Raw genomic sequence first — 16,678 nt, 5'->3', positions numbered from 1 at the left:
CGTCCCTACGCCAGTATGAACTGGATCAGGTTCAACGGGTCACTGCGCCGCGAAAGCCAGCAGTATCTCAGCCCCTTGCCGGGACCCCCCTGGTGAATGCCTCAGGTTGAACGGGCGAGCGCTATCTTGTCAAGCGCATTCGGGCCGCGACGGTGATCGTCGGGCGATCGTCTCGGCCAGGCGCAAGATCGGATGGAGCGTCGCCTGAGAATCGTCTGTTCCTCGATCAGCCTCGCTTATGCTCTGGAGCGTGTTCTCTCGCGCCCGAATTTCCCAGGGATGGCTGAACGGAGGCGATCCATTTGCGATTTTCAAGTGCGTCGGGCCGCATCCCCACAATCGCTCAACAAGTTGAACACGTCCTGACCCGACTGGGCCTTCAAGTTCGGATCTGAAACCTGGCCGGGTACTGCTGGATGGCAGGGTCCGTCAAGCGGGCGGAAGGGATGAGAAATGAAAAGAGCTGCAGATCAAAAACACATAATCGAGCGATGAATATCGCCTGCGCGATCATCCGGACCAGATCTGATATGAAACATCGTCCGGCCCCGAGATCGAGGCTTCAATCTCGTATAGCTTCCATGCGACGTTCTCTTGGAGTGTTGCCGGATTGGTCCGCTCAACCGGATCTCGGAGCTCAACCCTTTCATCCGTTAGAATGAGCGTTCGAAACGGAGGATTCCGCCGACACTGCTCTTCTTGTTGGCGTTGGTCCAATTCACGTTGGAAGCGTCCACCTTGCCGACGGCGAAGTTACCGTATCGGCCATAGTCGAGTTCCGCCGTAACTGTGAAATCTGGAAGAAACGCATAGGCGACGTTTGCAGCGACACCATGGTTCTTGAGCTGATCACCGGAGAGCTGAAGCTTGAACGAAGTTGTCTCGTTGAGCTCGTAAGCGGCGCCAGCCCAGAAAGCCCAGTTCCCGCCCCAAATCTTATAGAAGCCGCGACCATGAGCGTCGATCGCGTTCGTGGAGTTGTCGTTGAGCTTGCCCCTGGAACCGTAGCCGAACATTCCGAACAGCAACAGTTCGTTGGTGACATTGATGTCGACACGGACCTTGGCGGCCACCGATTCGTAGTTGCTGTCGTAAGCGGCAACGCCGGTGATCGCGCCCCAGCCATGTGTGTATTTCAAGCCGCCGACTACGTGCGGAGCGTAGCTGTCGATTGTGCCGACCACGCCCGAGCCTTCTTCGAGCGAAACCACGGCCGAAAAGCCGTTCCCGGCGTCGAAGTAGTACTGAACCACATTGGTATCGAAAGCGCCGTACGGAACCGGCGTCTGGTTGAGTACGTCACCCGCGCCGCCAATAAACATGTCGAAGGCCGACCAGTCCTTACCAACTCGGAGGCCACCAAGCTGAATCCAGGCGAAAGTCAAGGTGCTGTCTCCGTTGAAGGCATGGGACCGAGAACTGTCCGAAACCGAAGTGTGGCGGTTGCCGAAGTTCATGCGGGTTTCGGTGTAGGTCTTCAACGTGCCGAGTTCGGTCTCCTGGCCGGTCCAAGTTTTCAATGTGAAGCGCGTGTTGTTTTGCCATGTGCCCTGATCCTCACCAGTCCTCATATCCGAGGTTCTTGCGTGATCAACCATATGGCCCAAGCCGACGTCGTAACGGACATAGCCGCCGATGCGCAGGCAGGTCTCAGTGCCTGAAATGTAGACGTAGCCCGAGCCGTAAGCGTCGCAGATTTTAACGTACTCAGTCGGGTCAGGCTCGGCAACGGCGGTCACGGCGCGAGCGTCGGAAACGGCAATCAGTGCCGCAGTTGAGCCGAGGAGGAGGCTCCTAATGTTCATTGTTGATCTCCGTTCAAAGAGTAAAAGGAATGGACGTCAGTGAATGAATTTTTGCTAAGGAAACAGTCGATAACGATGCGCATTGAGTCGAATTTGAGCAGTTTTGATGCGCTCGTAATGCCAGATGTTCATGAGAAATTGAGAATATGATTGGGTAGTATTGCTACAAATATGCAATTGTTGTTACAAATATAATTATCGCGGAGACGACGCCATTCAACAATTCTGTCCAAATCACCACCGTCATCTCCGCTAGTTGTGGGCGGGCCGTCAAAAAGGCTACTGCAAATGACGTGCCATCCTGACGACGCGCTGCGGCTTGAAGCTCAAGTGTGCCGGCGGACCTTGGTCTCTTCCTTCCTTTTTGCCTTGCGGATCAACCCAAGCACGAACGGCAAACGTTTCGCCTACGGTTCGTCTGTTCGCTTCGCGACAGTTTCGTTCAATGGCGACAGCTTTGTTTGCTGTGAGCCCCGACGTTGAGACATCATGCGGCGGCACCGCTCGGTACGACGCCGTCATTTTAGCGAGCGCGATGGTCGATAATCACGCGCTGAACGCGCAGCCTTGCCTCCAGCACGGAGTCACTAGGCGCGCGCCGGCCTTGGCATTGCGGCGGACCTAACGGTCGCGTCGAGCAAGCTCTCGTCCTGATAGACGGCGCGCCACAGCTAATGCTTCTTGCCAGCAATTCACAAAACGAGCTCATCGAGATGCCAGAGATCACCATGGGGCTGCGCTGGCTGGCGAGCTAGTCTGGTCCCAAGGCCGTGTTATCTCGTCGGATGCGGCAGCCGCGCTCAGCAGAATCTCCTCGACCAGGCGCAAGCTGAAGGGAAGGGATGGTGGAACTTAACGGTGCGCGTGAGGATCTCGGCGGGAACAGCCATGGCCAGTTGCTGCCCGAGTGCTCAGACCATCGCTGTCCAGCCAAGACTGAACGGCCGCTATTGCTGCGAAATACAAGTTTCAAGCCCAAAGCGAACGGACTGACATAGCGCAAAGACACAGGCGAGCGCAGCGGTAAGGTTGGTGGTTATCAGCATGGGACGGTAACTGTTGCAGACCACAAAATATCGCGAGGCCGGCCTGCCTTGGTACACTATCTATCCGACCGTGTCGGAGTTCTCTGGGGCGGTCGGCGCCGAGGCTTATGAGGAATGGCTCAGGAACCTGCCGGCTGACGATCCGGTCTCGCTCTATTTTCACGTTCCGTTCTGCCGATCAGCTTGCTGGTATTGTGGCTTCCCCACCACCATCACCCGCCATGATGCGCCGATCCTCAACTATCTGGCGGCGCTGCGTGACGAGATCCGTTTGGTCTCGGAGCGAGCGCCGCAGAGGCTGCCCGTGAGCGACATGCATTTCGGCGGCGGAACGCCGTCTCTCATAGGACCAGCCGAGTTCCTGGCTCTGATGGAGTTCCTGCGACGCCGCTTCGCTCTCACGAAAACAGCTACGGTCGCCGTCGAGATTGATCCGCGCACGTTCACGGCCGAGATGGCCGAGGCCTTAGGAGCGGCCGGCGTGAACCGTGTGAGTCTCGGCGTGCAGAGCTTCGATCCCATTGTTCAAAAAGCGATCAACCGGGTTCAGAGTGAGGCGCAGACGTCGGTTGCCGTGGAAATGCTGCGCCGGCATGGAGTAAGCCGCATCAACTTCGACCTCATCTTCGGTCTCCCGCATCAAACGGTGCAGTCCTGCGTCGAGACCGCGAGGGCGGCGGTCGCAATGCGCCCCGACCGGCTTGCGGTGTTCGGCTATGCGCACATCCCGTCGCTTGTAAAGAATCAGCGCCTCATCGAGGAGGCAGTTCTTCCGGGCAGCGCTGCCCGCGCCGAACAGTATGCGGCCGTGGCCGCGACGCTGATTGCCGCCGGCTACCGCGAGATCGGGCTCGACCATTTCGCCTTGCCGGACGACGAGCTCGCGCTGGCACAGAAAACGGGTCGCCTGCGGCGTAACTCGCTGGGCTACTCGGCCACCACCTGCAGAACCCTGATCGGTTTCGGCGCGTCGGCTATCGGCCGCGTCGGCGAGGGGTACGTCCAAAACGAAGTTACACGGGATTCCTACATCCAGCACATCGCAGCTGGCCGTCTGGCGACGTCAAAGGGCTATCGCCTCACCGACGACGACCGCGTGCGAGCCGCAATTATCGAGCGACTAATGTGCGATCTCGAGGCCGATGTGCAGGCAATCTGTGCCGCCCACGGATCTGATCCGATCCGTCTTCTCGATTCAGCTGAACGCTTGGCGATGCTGGCCGAGGACGGGATAGTGGACTTCGAAAACGGTTTTGTCCGCGTACGGCGGGAGCATCGCTTTGTAATTCGCGCTGTCGCTGCCGCGTTCGATGCTTTTCTCGATCGGGATGGCCGTAAGCATAGCCACAGGTGAGGGCAAGCATCCAACCGGAAGCTAAACTCGACGCCCTTGGCCGAGGCCTGTCATGAAGCGCGCGTCAAGGATGCGAAAAGCAGAGCTGATCCGCCTATTTCATCTCATCTTCAATGACATCGACCTCGTGGCTGCCACCGAGGCGTTTCCATATTGATCGTGGTAGGTGCGGGACATCTGGGTGTTTCGCCGTCAGCGCATGAATATCCCCGCCATGTGATGGGTCAGGAAATCGCGGTGGCTGCAATCAGCCCGTCCATCGATGACAGACCGCGGCCACGCCGCTTCGCGAGGCCCGTCAGGTCGCCCCAGGCCAGGGCAACCACTTCGTCCACGGGCAGGACTCTCGGCTCGAAGCGCTGCGGCAGGTCCCGGGCGAGCCATCCGGCCAGTGCGTCACGTTTCCGACCTTTGTCTATGAGGGCAGCGCCGCGCCGGATCTCGGCGATCGACACAACCTGATAAATGAGCGGTCTTCATCGAGCCCGTCATCCATTCCAGCACGCGCGCGTCAGGGCTCGGCCTCGTCACCTCGGAGAGGCCATTAGTGTCGAGCAAGAGCCTCACAATGGCAGACCATGCGGTTCATCGCGTAGCCGCTCGATGTCCAGTTCGGCGTTGCGCAGCGGCGATGCGCAGCGAGTGCCCAGAAAACGGCAGCCAGCTCCCCTTCCGGAAGATCGGAGCGGACGCCACGCAAAAAGCGCCAAATCCTTGGCGCCGGCGGTCTGTGTGTTTGCGCGCTGGCGGCTTTGGTGTACTCCTGTGCCGTTTCGACGAGGCTTCCAGCCGGACCGGCAGGGGAGGAGGCTTTGGCGGCGCGGCCGGCACACGGCCCACCTCGAGGACGAGATCGACGATGTCGGGCAGATCCTCGGTCGCCTCACAAATCGGTGAGGTCGTCGGGGCACCGTCTTCCACTTTTGTTGATCAGCCGCCTTCCTGGCCATGTTCCGAGACAATAAGGCGCCCGTACGCCGCCGCCTCGATTAACCCAAGACGCGCAAGGATCTTTTGCCGGAGACAACGAGGTCACCATCCTTTGGTGCCGCGTTGCGTCACAGTCGGCATGAGATGTGCAAAGTGGACCGTCGTCAAACGTCAAACAGAGGCGTTGGTGACTGGACTGAACGACCAGAACGGGCTGCTTGCGCCCTTTCGGGCTTCACAAAGTTCGAAAATGGCGTCGTTTCAGGGCATAATCGCCGCTTGTCAAAATGTTTGCGACAAGTCCGGTGAAAGCCTGCCGAGTATCTTGTGCTTGGGGGCGGTTAGTTCCGATAAACTAAGCGGCATACACATGCTAATCTATTTGATTTACGGGCCGACCTGCAGCGGCAAAACAGACGCGGCAATCCAAATTGCACGAGAGACCGGATGGCCGGTCATTGCGCTGGATCGTGTACAATGCTGTCCTCAAATCGCCACCGGCAGCGGGCGTCCCTCGGATTCCGAACTGCAATCTACCCAGCGGATCTACTTGGATTCGCGCCCGCTAACCGCGGGCATCATCGACGCCGAGACCGCCCATCGTAAGCTGATAATGCAAGTGGATGAGCGTAGTTCCCAGCCGGGGCTCATCCTCGAAGGCGGTTCGATCTCCCTTCTCAATTTAATGGCGCGAAGTCAGCATTGGGATGGCGCTTTTCGGTGGTATGTAAGGCGGTTGCGGCTCGGCAACTCGGACGCCTTTCTGGAGAGAGCCAAGCGTCGGGTCACAGACATGTTTGTCACAAGAGAAGGACAACCTTCATTGCTGCAGGAACTTGCGGATCAGTGGAAGGAAGATGCAGTCCGTCCCATTTTGGAAGACGTTGACGGATATCGTTGCGCCATTCATTTTGCGAGAGAGCACAGCTTGGCAATCAGCGAAATGCCGTGCCTTCGCAAAGAGCTCCAACAAGATCTTGTAGAGGCGATTGCGAGAGAATATCTCGAATATGCGCGTTGGCAAGAACGCGACTTTCCAGAATGGCAAACTGAGTGAGCAAGCCTCCCCGGACCTCGCCTGCGGTGCGGACACGGTAGCTCCTGAGAATTGCGCTAAGTGGTTTGCTGAAGCAAGCTAGTGCCAGGCGACATTAGGTCCGTGTGGCAGCGGAAGGATTGCTTTCGCCACGGTGACTGCGGAGGAGGCGACATGGCTGCACTGCTCATTTCAGGCATGGGACGGAATGTACCGATGACAATGTGCTGCGCGGTTCGTAGCGACCGCTACCGTGGCTGACTCGCGAACTACTATCCGCCAGCGCAGTCTGTGGCGTCGTCTCGGCTTTCATCGCCACCGCCTTCGCCCAGGAAACGCCCGAGGCCGCAAGCGTCGCCTTGGCAGTGCGGCACCCGGCAAGATGGGTGGTCATCGGCCCTATCTGATCGACGGGGAGCACCGTGCTTTCGTCCTGGGCGAGGTTGAGCGACATGCCAACATGACGCTTCATCAATCGACGGCGGCACTGGCTGAACGTGGTCTCCTGCGAGCGTCGGTCGCTTCCTGCACCGCGAGGGCAAGAGCTTCAAAAAAACCGTTCTGCCGGCCGAGCAGCTCAAGCCAAAGCTGATGCGCCGGCGTGCGCAATGGATGCGCTATCAGACCGCATTGACCCTGCGCGCCTGGTCTCCCTGGATGAAACATGGGTCAAGACCAACATGGCGCCGTTGCGCGGCTGGGGTGTGCGCGGCAAGCGGCTGATGGCCCACGTACCATATGGCCATTGGAAGACGATGACCTTCATCACGGCGCTGCGGCATGATCGGGTGGAGGCGCCTTGGGTCATTGACGGACCCATCAATACGCAGGCCTTTCGCGTCTATGTCGAAACCGAACTCAACAAAACACTGAAGCCGGGCGACATCGTCATTCTCGACAATCCCGGTTCTCACAAGGGCCACGCCGTGCGCGGCGCAAGGCGGGTCAAGCGCGCGAGAGCGGCAATTTTGTTCCGGCTATCACCCTCTCGTCGAGAACGGCGTGACGGAAGCGATAAAGTTGCGCCGGCCGGCCGCCGGTTTCCGCGGTTGTCTCACCGGTCTCCTCGACCAGCTCCTGCTGCTCGATCAGCCGGCGAAAGTTCGGCTTACGCACGAGCCTGCCGGCAAGCGCCTCCACGGTCCGCTGCAGCTGCAAAAGCGTGAAGACCGGCGGCATCAGTTCGAATACGACCGGCCGGTATTTGATCTTGGCGCGCAGCCGCGCAATGCCGGTCGCCAGGATGCGACGATGATCGGCGATCATCGATCTGCCCGACACCGAGGTGGGCGCAGCGGAATGTCCGGCGCGTATTGCTTCCTCCACCAGGGCGGCTTCGTAGAGCAGCTCATAACGTTGAAGCGCGAGTTCCTCGTTCCAATGGCGGTCGTCAAAGCCGAAGGCGATCGCCGCCCGCCGTCGTCGGTCGAGGCGTGTCGTACCGTCGTCAGTGCCATCCGCCCATTCCATCAGGCGCGGCCGCAATTCGTCCAACACGACCGCCGGTGTGCCGGAGCGGTGATCCTCCCACGGGAAATAGTCGTACCAGCTTCCCCAGTGTCGCCCAGCCGGGTCGCCAGCTTCGTCTTGGTGGGTGAGCGCCAGATAGCTGATAGAGACCACGCGGTCGTCAGCGCCAACCCTGTCGCGATCGGCGAAGGTGTAGAGCTGTTCGATATAGCCGAGCGGCTGGCCGGTCTGTTGTTCCACCCATCCCCTGAGGCCTGACTGCAGCGAACGGTGAGCAAGCTCGAACGGGCCCGAGGGCAGGGCGTTTGCCTGCGGGATGGTCAGAACGCAGGGGGCGCTGCTGTCCATGGCAACCACAACGGCGATCAAGTCCGCATTGACGTCGTTGGCCTTGCCTCCAGCTCCGCCTTTCCTAGTCCCTTTTGCGCGATCGTCCATGGTCCCCGACGTTGTTGAGCAGAGCCCTGCCGCGTAGGCGGCTGAACCGATTGAATTCGGTTTTTGTCTGATAATTGTCGGCGCGTCAACACCACCCGTCGTGGCGATTTTAGCTCTTCGCAGCTGCACAAAAGTGCCAACGCGACATCCGTGCTTGGGGAAGGAGGCCCATTGAGTGCGCCGATTCAAAGCTCGTCGATCGACATTGCGGCGTTGTTCTCGTCGGCGACAGCGCGGCATGGTTCTCCACGGCTTGGCGTCGACGCTTGGCATGACGCTGGAGATGATGATCATGCACGGTCAGGCCTGCGCCGTGGCCTGGAGCCGGCGCAAATGGTCGTCGACCCGCCGTTCGGTTCCTTTTGAAGAAACCCGGAGCAGGCTTTCCGCAATGCCTGATAAAGCCCTTCCAGTGCGCCCGCGCCAGCATCATCGCACTCTCGCTCCAACACAACCTATGCGAGTCAGTAAATCGACTCGCCGGCACTATTGTTTCAGGGGAAATGAATCTAGTTTCAAAGGGTTCGGCCGATAGGCCGGGCACAGCTGCGGTCTTCACGGCCTTTTTGACATAAACGCGTCGCCCGATTGAGATTATCTTGAAGGTAGCGCAGTGCGCCATCCATGCCAGTCGAGATCATCATGGGCAAATATCGAGACCATCGCGAGCCACGCCGGCATCGCTATGACGATGACCCCGTTTCCTTTTCGGAACGGACTTCCGAGCCAAGCTATTTTCAGCGCCCGCCGACCGTGACGGCAGATCCTGTCGATGCGGAGGTATTGTGGTTCACAGTCAGCAAGGGTTTTGGCTTCGTCAAACTGTCGGACGGCACGGAGGCCTATCTGCACGTGCGAGTGTTAGAGGCGGCCGGAAGCCGGGATGTTGCCGCGGGAACGCCTCTCAAGATCACGGTCGAAAAAAGTCCAAAAGGTCATCAAGTCGCGCACGTGCTGGAGATCGGCGATCACCGCGCGAAAACTCCGTCACATACGCGCGTCGCTGGAGGGACCTTCGTTGAAACCGGTGCGCAGCTGGAGAGCGGGGGCACGGTCAAGTGGTACAAACCCGAAAAGGGCTTCGGCTTCATTGCTCCTGACAACGGTGAGAAGGACGTCTTCGTTCATGCCAGCGCCCTGACGCGCTCAGGGCTCAGCGTGCTGGTGGCGGGACAGAAGGTGTTTGTCGAATGCGGGCAAGGCAAGAAAGGCTGGGAAGTCCGGAGCATTCGCCTTGCCTAGACGGCGATGCATTGCTCGCCTCGAAGGTGATGCCGGAGAGCGTCGGGCGGCCGCCCGAGCCCGCGTAGCAGAAACCGACATTGTCGAAGCGCAGCACGCCGTCGGTGACGACGAGATCCCTGGCGCCCGCCGCGTCCTCGATGTCAAGTCCGGCGTCGAGCAACTCGAACAGCCGCGTGCCGCAGGTCGAGGCGCGCGCGAACGAGTTGACCATCAATCCGAGCTAGCGCACCGGCATCTGCAGAATGGTCATGAAGGTGAACAACAGGGCCAGCATGCCGACGCTGATTTGACCTGCGATCACTTTCTGGCCACCGAACCAGAGCACCAGGCCCATGGCGGTCAGGAACGAGAAATTCATGGCGCTGGTGTTGCCGACACGGATGTCGACGCGCTCATTGGCGAGATCAAGGCGCGTCCTGCTTGGCGCGGTCGAACTTTTCCAGCTCGTGCGGCTGCGCGGCGAAGGCACGCACGACACGGATGCCGCCGAGATTCTCATCCATCACCCGGATCTTTAACGATCGCTGATGCCCAGATATGGGAAGGTCAGGCTTCAATGACGGGGAAGGTGAAGGATTGACTGGTCGGGTTTCCGGGCCGAGCTTGTCGGCCGCTCAATCGAAAGCGTCATTTGAGGCGCTTCCTCTCCCGCGTGTAACTGGAAAACACGCTCGTCCAGTTCCTTGTCTACTTCCGTCAGACGATGATTGAGGCGAAGGTAGTCGGTCCAGGTCGGCGTGCGGAACGTTTCTGTCCACTGCATAGGCTTCTGAAGGTTGCGCTGGAGCGTCCAGTTCCGAGCACCGACGCGGCTGTGTACATGACGCCGCTGCCGCATGAGGTCGAGGAAGGCCTCGACATTTCTCTCGGCTATCAGATATTCGATCTTGACCACGATCGGGCCGCTTCTCGGCTTCAAACTGAGAGCGACAGCTGGGGCGTCGAATTCCTCCAAAGGATCGGGCTCGGACTCGCGGCGCTCGCGAAGAGGAAACAGAACGCCGGCTGCAGCAACGAGCAGCAGGGCCGCAGCGGAACCCTCTAGCGCCCAGGTCAGCGAATGGTTCTGGGAAACGGTGCCCCACACCCAGCTGCCGGCCGCTATGCCGCCGTCTATCAATGCATAGTAGATGGAGATCGTGCGCCCCACGACCCAGCGCGGGCTTGCCAGCTGCACGCTCACGCCAACCCCGGACCAGGCAGTGACCCAGCCTGCGCCGCCCAAAGCAAGTGCAATTGCCGCCACGCCGATCGAAGAGGTAAGCGCCAGGGAGAGGGAGCACGCCGCGCAGGCGACGCAGGAGAGCCTCATCAGCTGTTCTTGCGACAAGCTCCGTCTGAACCGGCTGTTGGAGAGGCCGGCGAAGACCGCGCCTGTTCCGAAACCTGCCATGAGCGTGCCATAGGCGAGCGGGCCTCCTCCCAACTGGTCGCGGACAATCAGCGGCAGCAGCGCGAGTATAGCGATGCTCGCCAGGCCAAAGAGGGTTCCGCGTGCGATCGCCGCTTTGATTTCCGATGACATCGCCGTGAAGCGCAGCCCGTCATAGATGGCCCTCCTCATCGACTCGCGCGGAAGAGGCGACGAGCGGACCTTCCACTTGCAGCGCCATATGGTGGCCAAGGGTACCAAATAGGTGAGGGTGGTCACGGTAAAAGCGGCCAAAAGCCCGAAGGAGGCAACCACGATGCCGCCGAGCGCCGGGCCCACGGTCCGTACGGTGTTGAAGCCAACGGAAAGCAGGGTAACGGCAGCGGGAACATCGCGCCGGTCCACCATATCGCCAACCGACGCCTGCCAGGCGGGATCGTTGAGAGCGCCGCCGCATGCGATTAAAAAGCTGAAGCCGAGAATCATCCATGGGTCGAGAAAGCCCAGCGCTACAACAGCGGTCAGCATCGCAGATGCTATCACCATAAGGCAGCGGCCCGCGAACATAACCCTGCGACGGCTGAAATTGTCAGCGAGAACCCCGGCGAACACGGACAAAATGAAAGCGGGCAGGTTCGATGAAGCCTGCACCAGCGCAACCATCAGATCGGAAGTCGAGATGGTAGCCATCAGCCAGCTGATGGCGACAGTCTGCATCAGCCAGCCGAGACTCGAAACCTGCGTGGCGAGCCAGATCGAACGAAAGGTGGGCTGCAAAAGTGGCCCAAAGGTCGTTGGTGCAGCCAAATCTTCGTTTAATCCAGCCACCCTACTCATTTTGCGACCCTTTGCTTTCCGTTATTGTCGTTTCCCATGTAATCTAGGCTGAACCGTGGCGGCTAGAAGAATAGAGAGAAACTGTTTGCCTTGCGGCACAGTTCCTCGTGATTAAGGGTTGCGGCCGAGACGCATGCCCGAGCCGGCTCACCCCGCCTTCGAAGACATCACTGGGTGGAGCCCGGATCTTGCTTGTCGTTTGACGCAGCATGCTTCATCAACGGGCACTTTGCCGAGCGATGCCTTTTCGCGAAACGCGACGATGTTCTTTCGTCGGAAACTCTCTCCAACGGCGTTCGATGCGCTGAGTCTGGCTTGGGGCGAGGTGAGGGCTTGCAGATCTTAGACAGGATTGATTCCTGATAAACGCAGACGGTTGCCGGGCCGCGATCGAAGAGGCGCGCCTTGCTGCTTCAGCTTGAACAAAAGTCTGACGCGCTCACACATGCCATCGACGACTTTCTGCTCGATCTGATGAGGCTGGCTTTCATTGTTGAATGTTAAGGACACGGCTTTGAACTTTTGGCGCGAACGCTTGCCCGTAGAAGACTGGCAAAGGTCAGGCTTTTGTCGGGGCGGTGGACTCCGCCAGGGGAGAAATGACACCCAAAGCCGGATGGCTGACGCGACGGTCGCCCCGCGTTCCGCACAGTGACGAAGGTAAGGGTACGGCTCTTCGGCAGATGGCGCATCCTCATGGTAGCGTCTGGCCGTTCCCTCTGATGCCTCGGCCTCCCACACCTATCCGAACAGGCCCGATCCTGGAGGGTCCTCGAAGTGGGCATGAGGGCGATAGGCCGCGTGGTTGGGGTACCAAGCGTAGGCGCGGTATTGGGCTGGAAATTGGCGACGCGCGACGAAGAAGTCCGAGATCAACTCGTGCAATGGCAATTCCTAACACCGTGGACGTGTTGGAGCAGCCTCATCCTCCTAGTCAGGAACGTCATCAAGGTTATAGGATTGATGCGCGGCGAACCCTCGGAACTCAGGATCATGTTGACATCGCTGTTCGACAGAGCCGACTTCGCGCAAGGAAGCCACATCGTATCGGAATTGCTTATCGCATGGTCTATCGTCGGCCTAGTCAAACCCTTGGCGCGGCGAGGAAGCGGCGGTCGTCGGCGTGATGCATGACGGGAGTCGGCGGCGCCTCACCATAGGCGAAATGCAGGAACCAAAGGAAAGGACCACCTGCATGGAATTGCGAACCGCGTCCTCGGCGTCTGAGCCGCGACCCTTGCCAACGATCACTCAACCCGCGACATAGAGCTTCAACCCAGCCTTGGACACGCGAACCGCGCTACCATCGTTGCAGAGGAGCCGTCCACCAGATGGTTGCACTTGTAGTCCGCACGCCTTTGGTCGACATAGCGGACTGGCTCTGGCCACCGGCAAGGTTGAAGAGTGTTCCGTTGTTGCAGTCGTACTTGGCCTACGTGAACCAGATGCCTGAGCACGCGGTCGCGTTTCAGGGTTGATCTACTCGTAAAAAGGAATTGTCTTAGGCGGAAGGCCGCACTTAATACCGCTATCCTATTGGCGCCCCATCGGGTTCCCGGATTGAGCAAGTCCGGATCACTATTTTATGCCGCTGCCAGCCTTGTGTCGGCCATGTGCACGCGCGCTGCCGCTGCCAGCAGGTCGGTCTGGGTGATCAGCCCAATAATGCGTCGCTCGGTATCGACGATGACCACGGCATGGCTGCGGCCGTCGGTGAGCACCGGCAGCAGGCTCATCGCCGGCGTATCGGGAGAGGCGGTGCTAGCCTTCGACATCACAGCCCTCACCGTGTCGGTCGCCTTCGTTAGCTCGCGCAGGCCAACTACACCGACCAGCCCGCCCTCGGCGTCGGTCACCGGCAGCGTCCGGATGTTGTGATCGAGCAGCAAATGCCGCGCCTGGTCGGCAGGCGCATGTTCATCGACCGAAATCACATCGCGCGACATGATGTCCTCGCACAGCAGGGTCCGGTGGGAGCGCACCATCGCCTGCAACTCGACCTGCCGTAGCAGCCGCTCAAGATCGTTGCGGTCGATATCGAAGGTTTCCTCCAGCGCGCCGAGCGCGGCATCGACATCCTCGGGCTGGAAGCCGACCCGCTCCCGCGCCGGCGGATCGATGGTTCCATGCGCGCTTTTAAAGGCGGGGGCCGCCACATGCGGATAGTTGCGCCGCGACAGTTTATGGATGCCGTAGCCGAGTGCGACCAACACGATCGAGTTCAGCGCTACCGGAACGAAGGGAAACAGCAAGCCCGAGCTGAAGACGGCCGGTCCGCCGAACACCGCGGTTAAGGCGGCGGCGCCACCCGGCGGATGCAGGCAGCGCGTGAACGACATGGCGGCGATGGCCAGCGCCACCGCAATGCCGGTAGCAAGGACGGGTTCATGCACGAAATGCGCCACGATCACCCCGACCAGCGCCGAAATCGTATTGCCACCGATAATCGACCAAGGGTGCGCGAGCGGGCTTGAAGGCACGGCAAAGAGCAGCACGGCCGATGCTCCCATTGGAGCAACCAGCAGTGCGACATGTGGGCCAGACCCGTTCGCCAGCGCACTGATCACGCCAGTCAATGCGATGCCGATCATGGCCCCGATGCAGGCGAGCAGCCGCTCGCGCAGCGTTGCACCGGCAAGGATCGGAACAAAGAGACGAAACGCCATGGCATACCCTTGGGCGAGTGGTCGGAACTCCGCGCTCCGCAATGCAGGCAAAGCCACAGATTTGGAAGTTAAGCCAATTCGGAAAGCCGGCTCACGGGGGAATACTTTTGCGCGAAACGGCCATTGCCAAATGGGTGCAGACATTTTGATCAGCCAGAGGAGGCGGACGGCACGCTGATCCGCTCGAGCGCAGCTAGAGGCCAAGGGCTGTCGTGCCGCGGGCAGCCGGAAATGGGGATGGTCGGAGGTCGAGCTGGGATGGACACTAAGGAATTCAGAGGCTTCGAAAAGCGTGCTGACAATGTCGGCATGGCAAGACAAATCAGGCCCTTGTCGCTCCACTTCCGAGGCGAACTCCAGCGGAGTACGGCTTCTACGCGGTGCTTGGTCTGCCTGTCCTTGCCACCATCGGATTCGTTGGCTGCTGAAACGTCCACCTGTAGCCGCTGAGAAGACGACTGCCGCCAGTGCCGTCGTGGAACCGCCATATGACGGCGGCTTGGTTACAGAGCCGGCTCGTGTCGATCGGGCGGGGGAGCCTGATGTGACGTACATGGTCCAGAAAGTGGCCAATGAAGGTGCTGGCATCGTCAACGTGATCAGGTCACGTAATAGCGGTAATACAACAGCGACCACGAGCCTCTCAGGCGTTCGATGAGGCGACAAAAATCCGATCACCGAACTAAGCGCGATTCCGCCACACTGCCACACACGAAACCGATCAGGTCACGTTCCAGGCTCACCAGAAGATTGGAGCCGAGGCCACCTCGGCTGAACTCTGCCATGCCGCGGGCCGCCACCTCTTCCAGCCGCGGTAGAAAACGTGGGTCAGCAGCGCCGGCATGGGCGAGCAACTCCCAAATCGCGAGCAGCGCCATCAGCACCGCAAGCGGCCGCAGATGTCGGCCGATGAAGCGGAAGGCCGGCGGTGCGATGGAAGCGCCGCGACAGCCTATCCCGACCTGCAATCGTGATCAGGCTGATCGTGGGGTCTCCGGACGCCAGCGTTGCAGATAGTTTCGGCAAGCGTGAGCAGGCCGTGGATCACCAATCCGCTCAGGCCGACCACGATCATGGCCGAAAAGACGAGTTCCAATTGAAAGAGCTGACGACCATAGGCCATCAGGTATCGGAGCCCTTCGAACGATGCGATGAGTTCTACCGCAACCAGGGTCTGCCAGCCGTTAGCAAGGCCTTCTCGCAGCCCTGTAAAGATCGACGGCACGGCGGAAGGCAGCACGATCATCGTGAGTTTCGACCAGCGGCTGAACGAAAGGACACGGCCAGACCCCGTCTCACGACGACGCCATTGCGCTTCGCCGCCATCAGGCTGGGTAGAGGACTTGCACGTCTAAAGCTGTCGATCATGCTCGGCACACACAAAAGGGCGGCATCGCTGCCGCCCTTTCCGTAAGCTTGCGAGATTGGCTGAATTAGAAATCCATACCGCCCATGCCGCCCATGCCACCGCCGGGCATACCAGCCGGCATGCCGCCAGCGGACTCCTTCTTCGGAGCCTCCGCGATCATGGCTTCGGTGGTGACCAGCAGGCCGGCGACCGAGGCCGCGTCCTGCAGAGCCGTGCGCACAACCTTGACCGGATCGACGATACCCATGGCGATCATGTCGCCATATTCGCCGGTCTGGGCGTTGTAGCCGAAGGTTGCCCCCTTGTTCTCAAGGATCTTGCCGGCAACGATCGATGCTTCCGCACCGGCGTTGGCCGCGATCTGGCGGGCCGGAGCCTGCAGCGCGCGACGCACGATGGCGATGCCGGCGGTCTGGTCGGAGTTGGCGCCAGTGACGGTGATGGCCAGCGAAGCGCGCAGCAGGGCGACGCCGCCGCCGGGAACGATGCCTTCTTCGACGGCCGCACGGGTCGCGTTGAGGGCGTCATCGACGCGGTCCTTCTTTTCCTTGACTTCGATCTCGGTCGCACCGCCGACGCGGATGACGGCAACGCCGCCTGCCAGCTTGGCGAGACGTTCCTGCAGCTTCTCCTTGTCGTAGTCCGAGGTGGTCTCTTCGATCTGCTGCTTGATCTGGGCGACGCGGCCCTGGATCTCTTCCTTCTTGCCGGCGCCGTCGACGATGGTGGTGTTCTCCTTGGAGATCGACACCTTCTTGGCGCGGCCGAGCATGTTCAGGCCGACATTCTCGAGCTTGATGCCGAGGTCTTCGGAAATGACCTGGCCACCGGTGAGGATGGCGATGTCTTCCAGCATGGCCTTGCGGCGATCACCGAAGCCCGGCGCCTTGACGGCAGCGATCTTCAGGCCGCCACGCAGCTTGTTGACGACCAGCGTGGCCAGGGCCTCGCCTTCGACGTCCTCGGAGATGATGACCAGCGGCTTCGAAGTCTGCACGACAGCCTCGAGGATCGGCAGCATGGCTTGCAGGTTGGAGAGCTTCTTCTCGTGGAGCAGGATGTAGGCGTCTTCCAGATCCGCAACCATCTTTTCGGCGTTGGTGACGAAGT

At 60.1% G+C, this 16,678-nt stretch carries 10 protein-coding genes, 5 pseudogenes and 1 riboswitch; of the genes and pseudogenes, 5 read left to right on the top strand and 10 right to left on the bottom strand.

Features of this window, described 5'->3' with window-relative positions; genetic code table 11:
• Positions 1 to 101: riboswitch (TPP riboswitch) on the bottom strand. This riboswitch is flagged as partial in the annotation.
• A 552-nt stretch (positions 102 to 653) separates the two neighbouring features.
• Positions 654 to 1,805 (bottom strand): porin, encoded by a 1,152-nt coding sequence (locus tag NKJ12_RS31135; RefSeq protein ID WP_352707465.1) that lies wholly within the window; start codon positions 1,803 to 1,805, stop codon positions 654 to 656.
• Positions 1,806 to 2,864: 1,059 nt separating this feature from the next.
• Between NKJ12_RS31135 and hemN the strand changes: the two genes are divergently transcribed.
• On the top strand, positions 2,865 to 4,205 hold the full coding sequence (hemN, locus tag NKJ12_RS31130) for an oxygen-independent coproporphyrinogen III oxidase (RefSeq protein ID WP_352707462.1): 1,341 nt from the start codon (positions 2,865 to 2,867) through the stop codon (positions 4,203 to 4,205).
• A gap of 227 nt (positions 4,206 to 4,432) precedes the next feature.
• Here the strand turns inward: hemN and NKJ12_RS31125 are convergent.
• Positions 4,433 to 4,772 (bottom strand): annotated as a pseudogene (locus NKJ12_RS31125) (PIN domain-containing protein); the annotation flags it as partial.
• A gap of 550 nt (positions 4,773 to 5,322) precedes the next feature.
• Between NKJ12_RS31125 and NKJ12_RS31120 the strand changes: the two are divergent.
• A complete protein-coding gene (locus tag NKJ12_RS31120) occupies positions 5,323 to 6,192 on the top strand; it encodes an isopentenyl transferase family protein (protein WP_352707460.1) in 870 nt (289 codons plus the stop codon).
• Between the two features lie 166 nt (positions 6,193 to 6,358).
• On the opposite strand, the gene NKJ12_RS31115 is transcribed toward NKJ12_RS31120, so the two are convergent.
• Positions 6,359 to 6,643 carry a hypothetical protein gene (locus tag NKJ12_RS31115; protein ID WP_352707467.1) on the bottom strand — a complete coding sequence of 95 codons (285 nt, stop codon included), beginning with the start codon at positions 6,641 to 6,643 and terminating at the stop codon, positions 6,359 to 6,361.
• Between the two features lie 136 nt (positions 6,644 to 6,779).
• On the opposite strand from NKJ12_RS31115, the pseudogene NKJ12_RS32405 reads away from it, so the two are divergent.
• Positions 6,780 to 7,082: pseudogene (locus tag NKJ12_RS32405) on the top strand (transposase); the annotation flags it as partial.
• 34 nt (positions 7,083 to 7,116) lie between these two features.
• Here NKJ12_RS32405 and NKJ12_RS31105 read toward each other — a convergent pair.
• Positions 7,117 to 8,079, bottom strand: coding sequence for an NUDIX hydrolase (locus NKJ12_RS31105; RefSeq protein WP_352707458.1), 963 nt, complete (start codon positions 8,077 to 8,079; stop codon positions 7,117 to 7,119).
• Positions 8,080 to 8,225: 146 nt separating this feature from the next.
• Between NKJ12_RS31105 and NKJ12_RS31100 the strand changes: the two are divergent.
• Positions 8,226 to 8,442: pseudogene (locus tag NKJ12_RS31100) on the top strand (3-methyl-2-oxobutanoate hydroxymethyltransferase); the annotation flags it as partial.
• A gap of 261 nt (positions 8,443 to 8,703) precedes the next feature.
• Positions 8,704 to 9,321 (top strand): cold-shock protein, encoded by a 618-nt coding sequence (locus tag NKJ12_RS31095; protein ID WP_352707457.1) that lies wholly within the window; start codon positions 8,704 to 8,706, stop codon positions 9,319 to 9,321.
• Here NKJ12_RS31095 and NKJ12_RS31090 read toward each other — a convergent pair.
• The 6 genes and pseudogenes from NKJ12_RS31090 to groEL all read right to left on the bottom strand — a co-directional run.
• Positions 9,296 to 9,845, bottom strand: a pseudogene (locus NKJ12_RS31090) (ABC transporter transmembrane domain-containing protein); the annotation flags it as partial. The gene NKJ12_RS31095 and the pseudogene NKJ12_RS31090 sit on opposite strands and share 26 nt — an antisense overlap.
• A gap of 32 nt (positions 9,846 to 9,877) precedes the next feature.
• Positions 9,878 to 11,533, bottom strand: a complete 1,656-nt coding sequence (locus NKJ12_RS31085; protein ID WP_352707455.1) for an MFS transporter — start codon at positions 11,531 to 11,533, stop codon at positions 9,878 to 9,880.
• 1,583 nt (positions 11,534 to 13,116) lie between these two features.
• Positions 13,117 to 14,199, bottom strand: a complete 1,083-nt coding sequence (locus NKJ12_RS31080; RefSeq protein ID WP_352707452.1) for an HPP family protein — start codon at positions 14,197 to 14,199, stop codon at positions 13,117 to 13,119.
• 674 nt (positions 14,200 to 14,873) lie between these two features.
• A complete protein-coding gene (locus NKJ12_RS31075; protein ID WP_352707450.1) occupies positions 14,874 to 15,167 on the bottom strand; it encodes an ABC transporter permease family protein in 294 nt (97 codons plus the stop codon).
• A pseudogene (locus tag NKJ12_RS31070) lies at positions 15,152 to 15,469 on the bottom strand (ABC transporter permease); the annotation flags it as partial. The gene NKJ12_RS31075 and the pseudogene NKJ12_RS31070, both read right to left, overlap by 16 nt.
• Positions 15,470 to 15,632: 163 nt before the next feature.
• The coding region (gene groEL, locus NKJ12_RS31065; protein ID WP_352707448.1) for a chaperonin GroEL at positions 15,633 to 16,678 on the bottom strand (1,046 nt) is incomplete at its 5' end.

The sequence above is a fragment of the Mesorhizobium sp. M0195 genome, assembly GCF_040322115.1.
In the GTDB taxonomy this organism is placed as follows: domain Bacteria; phylum Pseudomonadota; class Alphaproteobacteria; order Rhizobiales; family Rhizobiaceae; genus Mesorhizobium.
The sequence above is the reverse complement of the archived record's forward strand: the minus strand, read 5'-3'. Positions and strand labels throughout refer to the sequence as shown.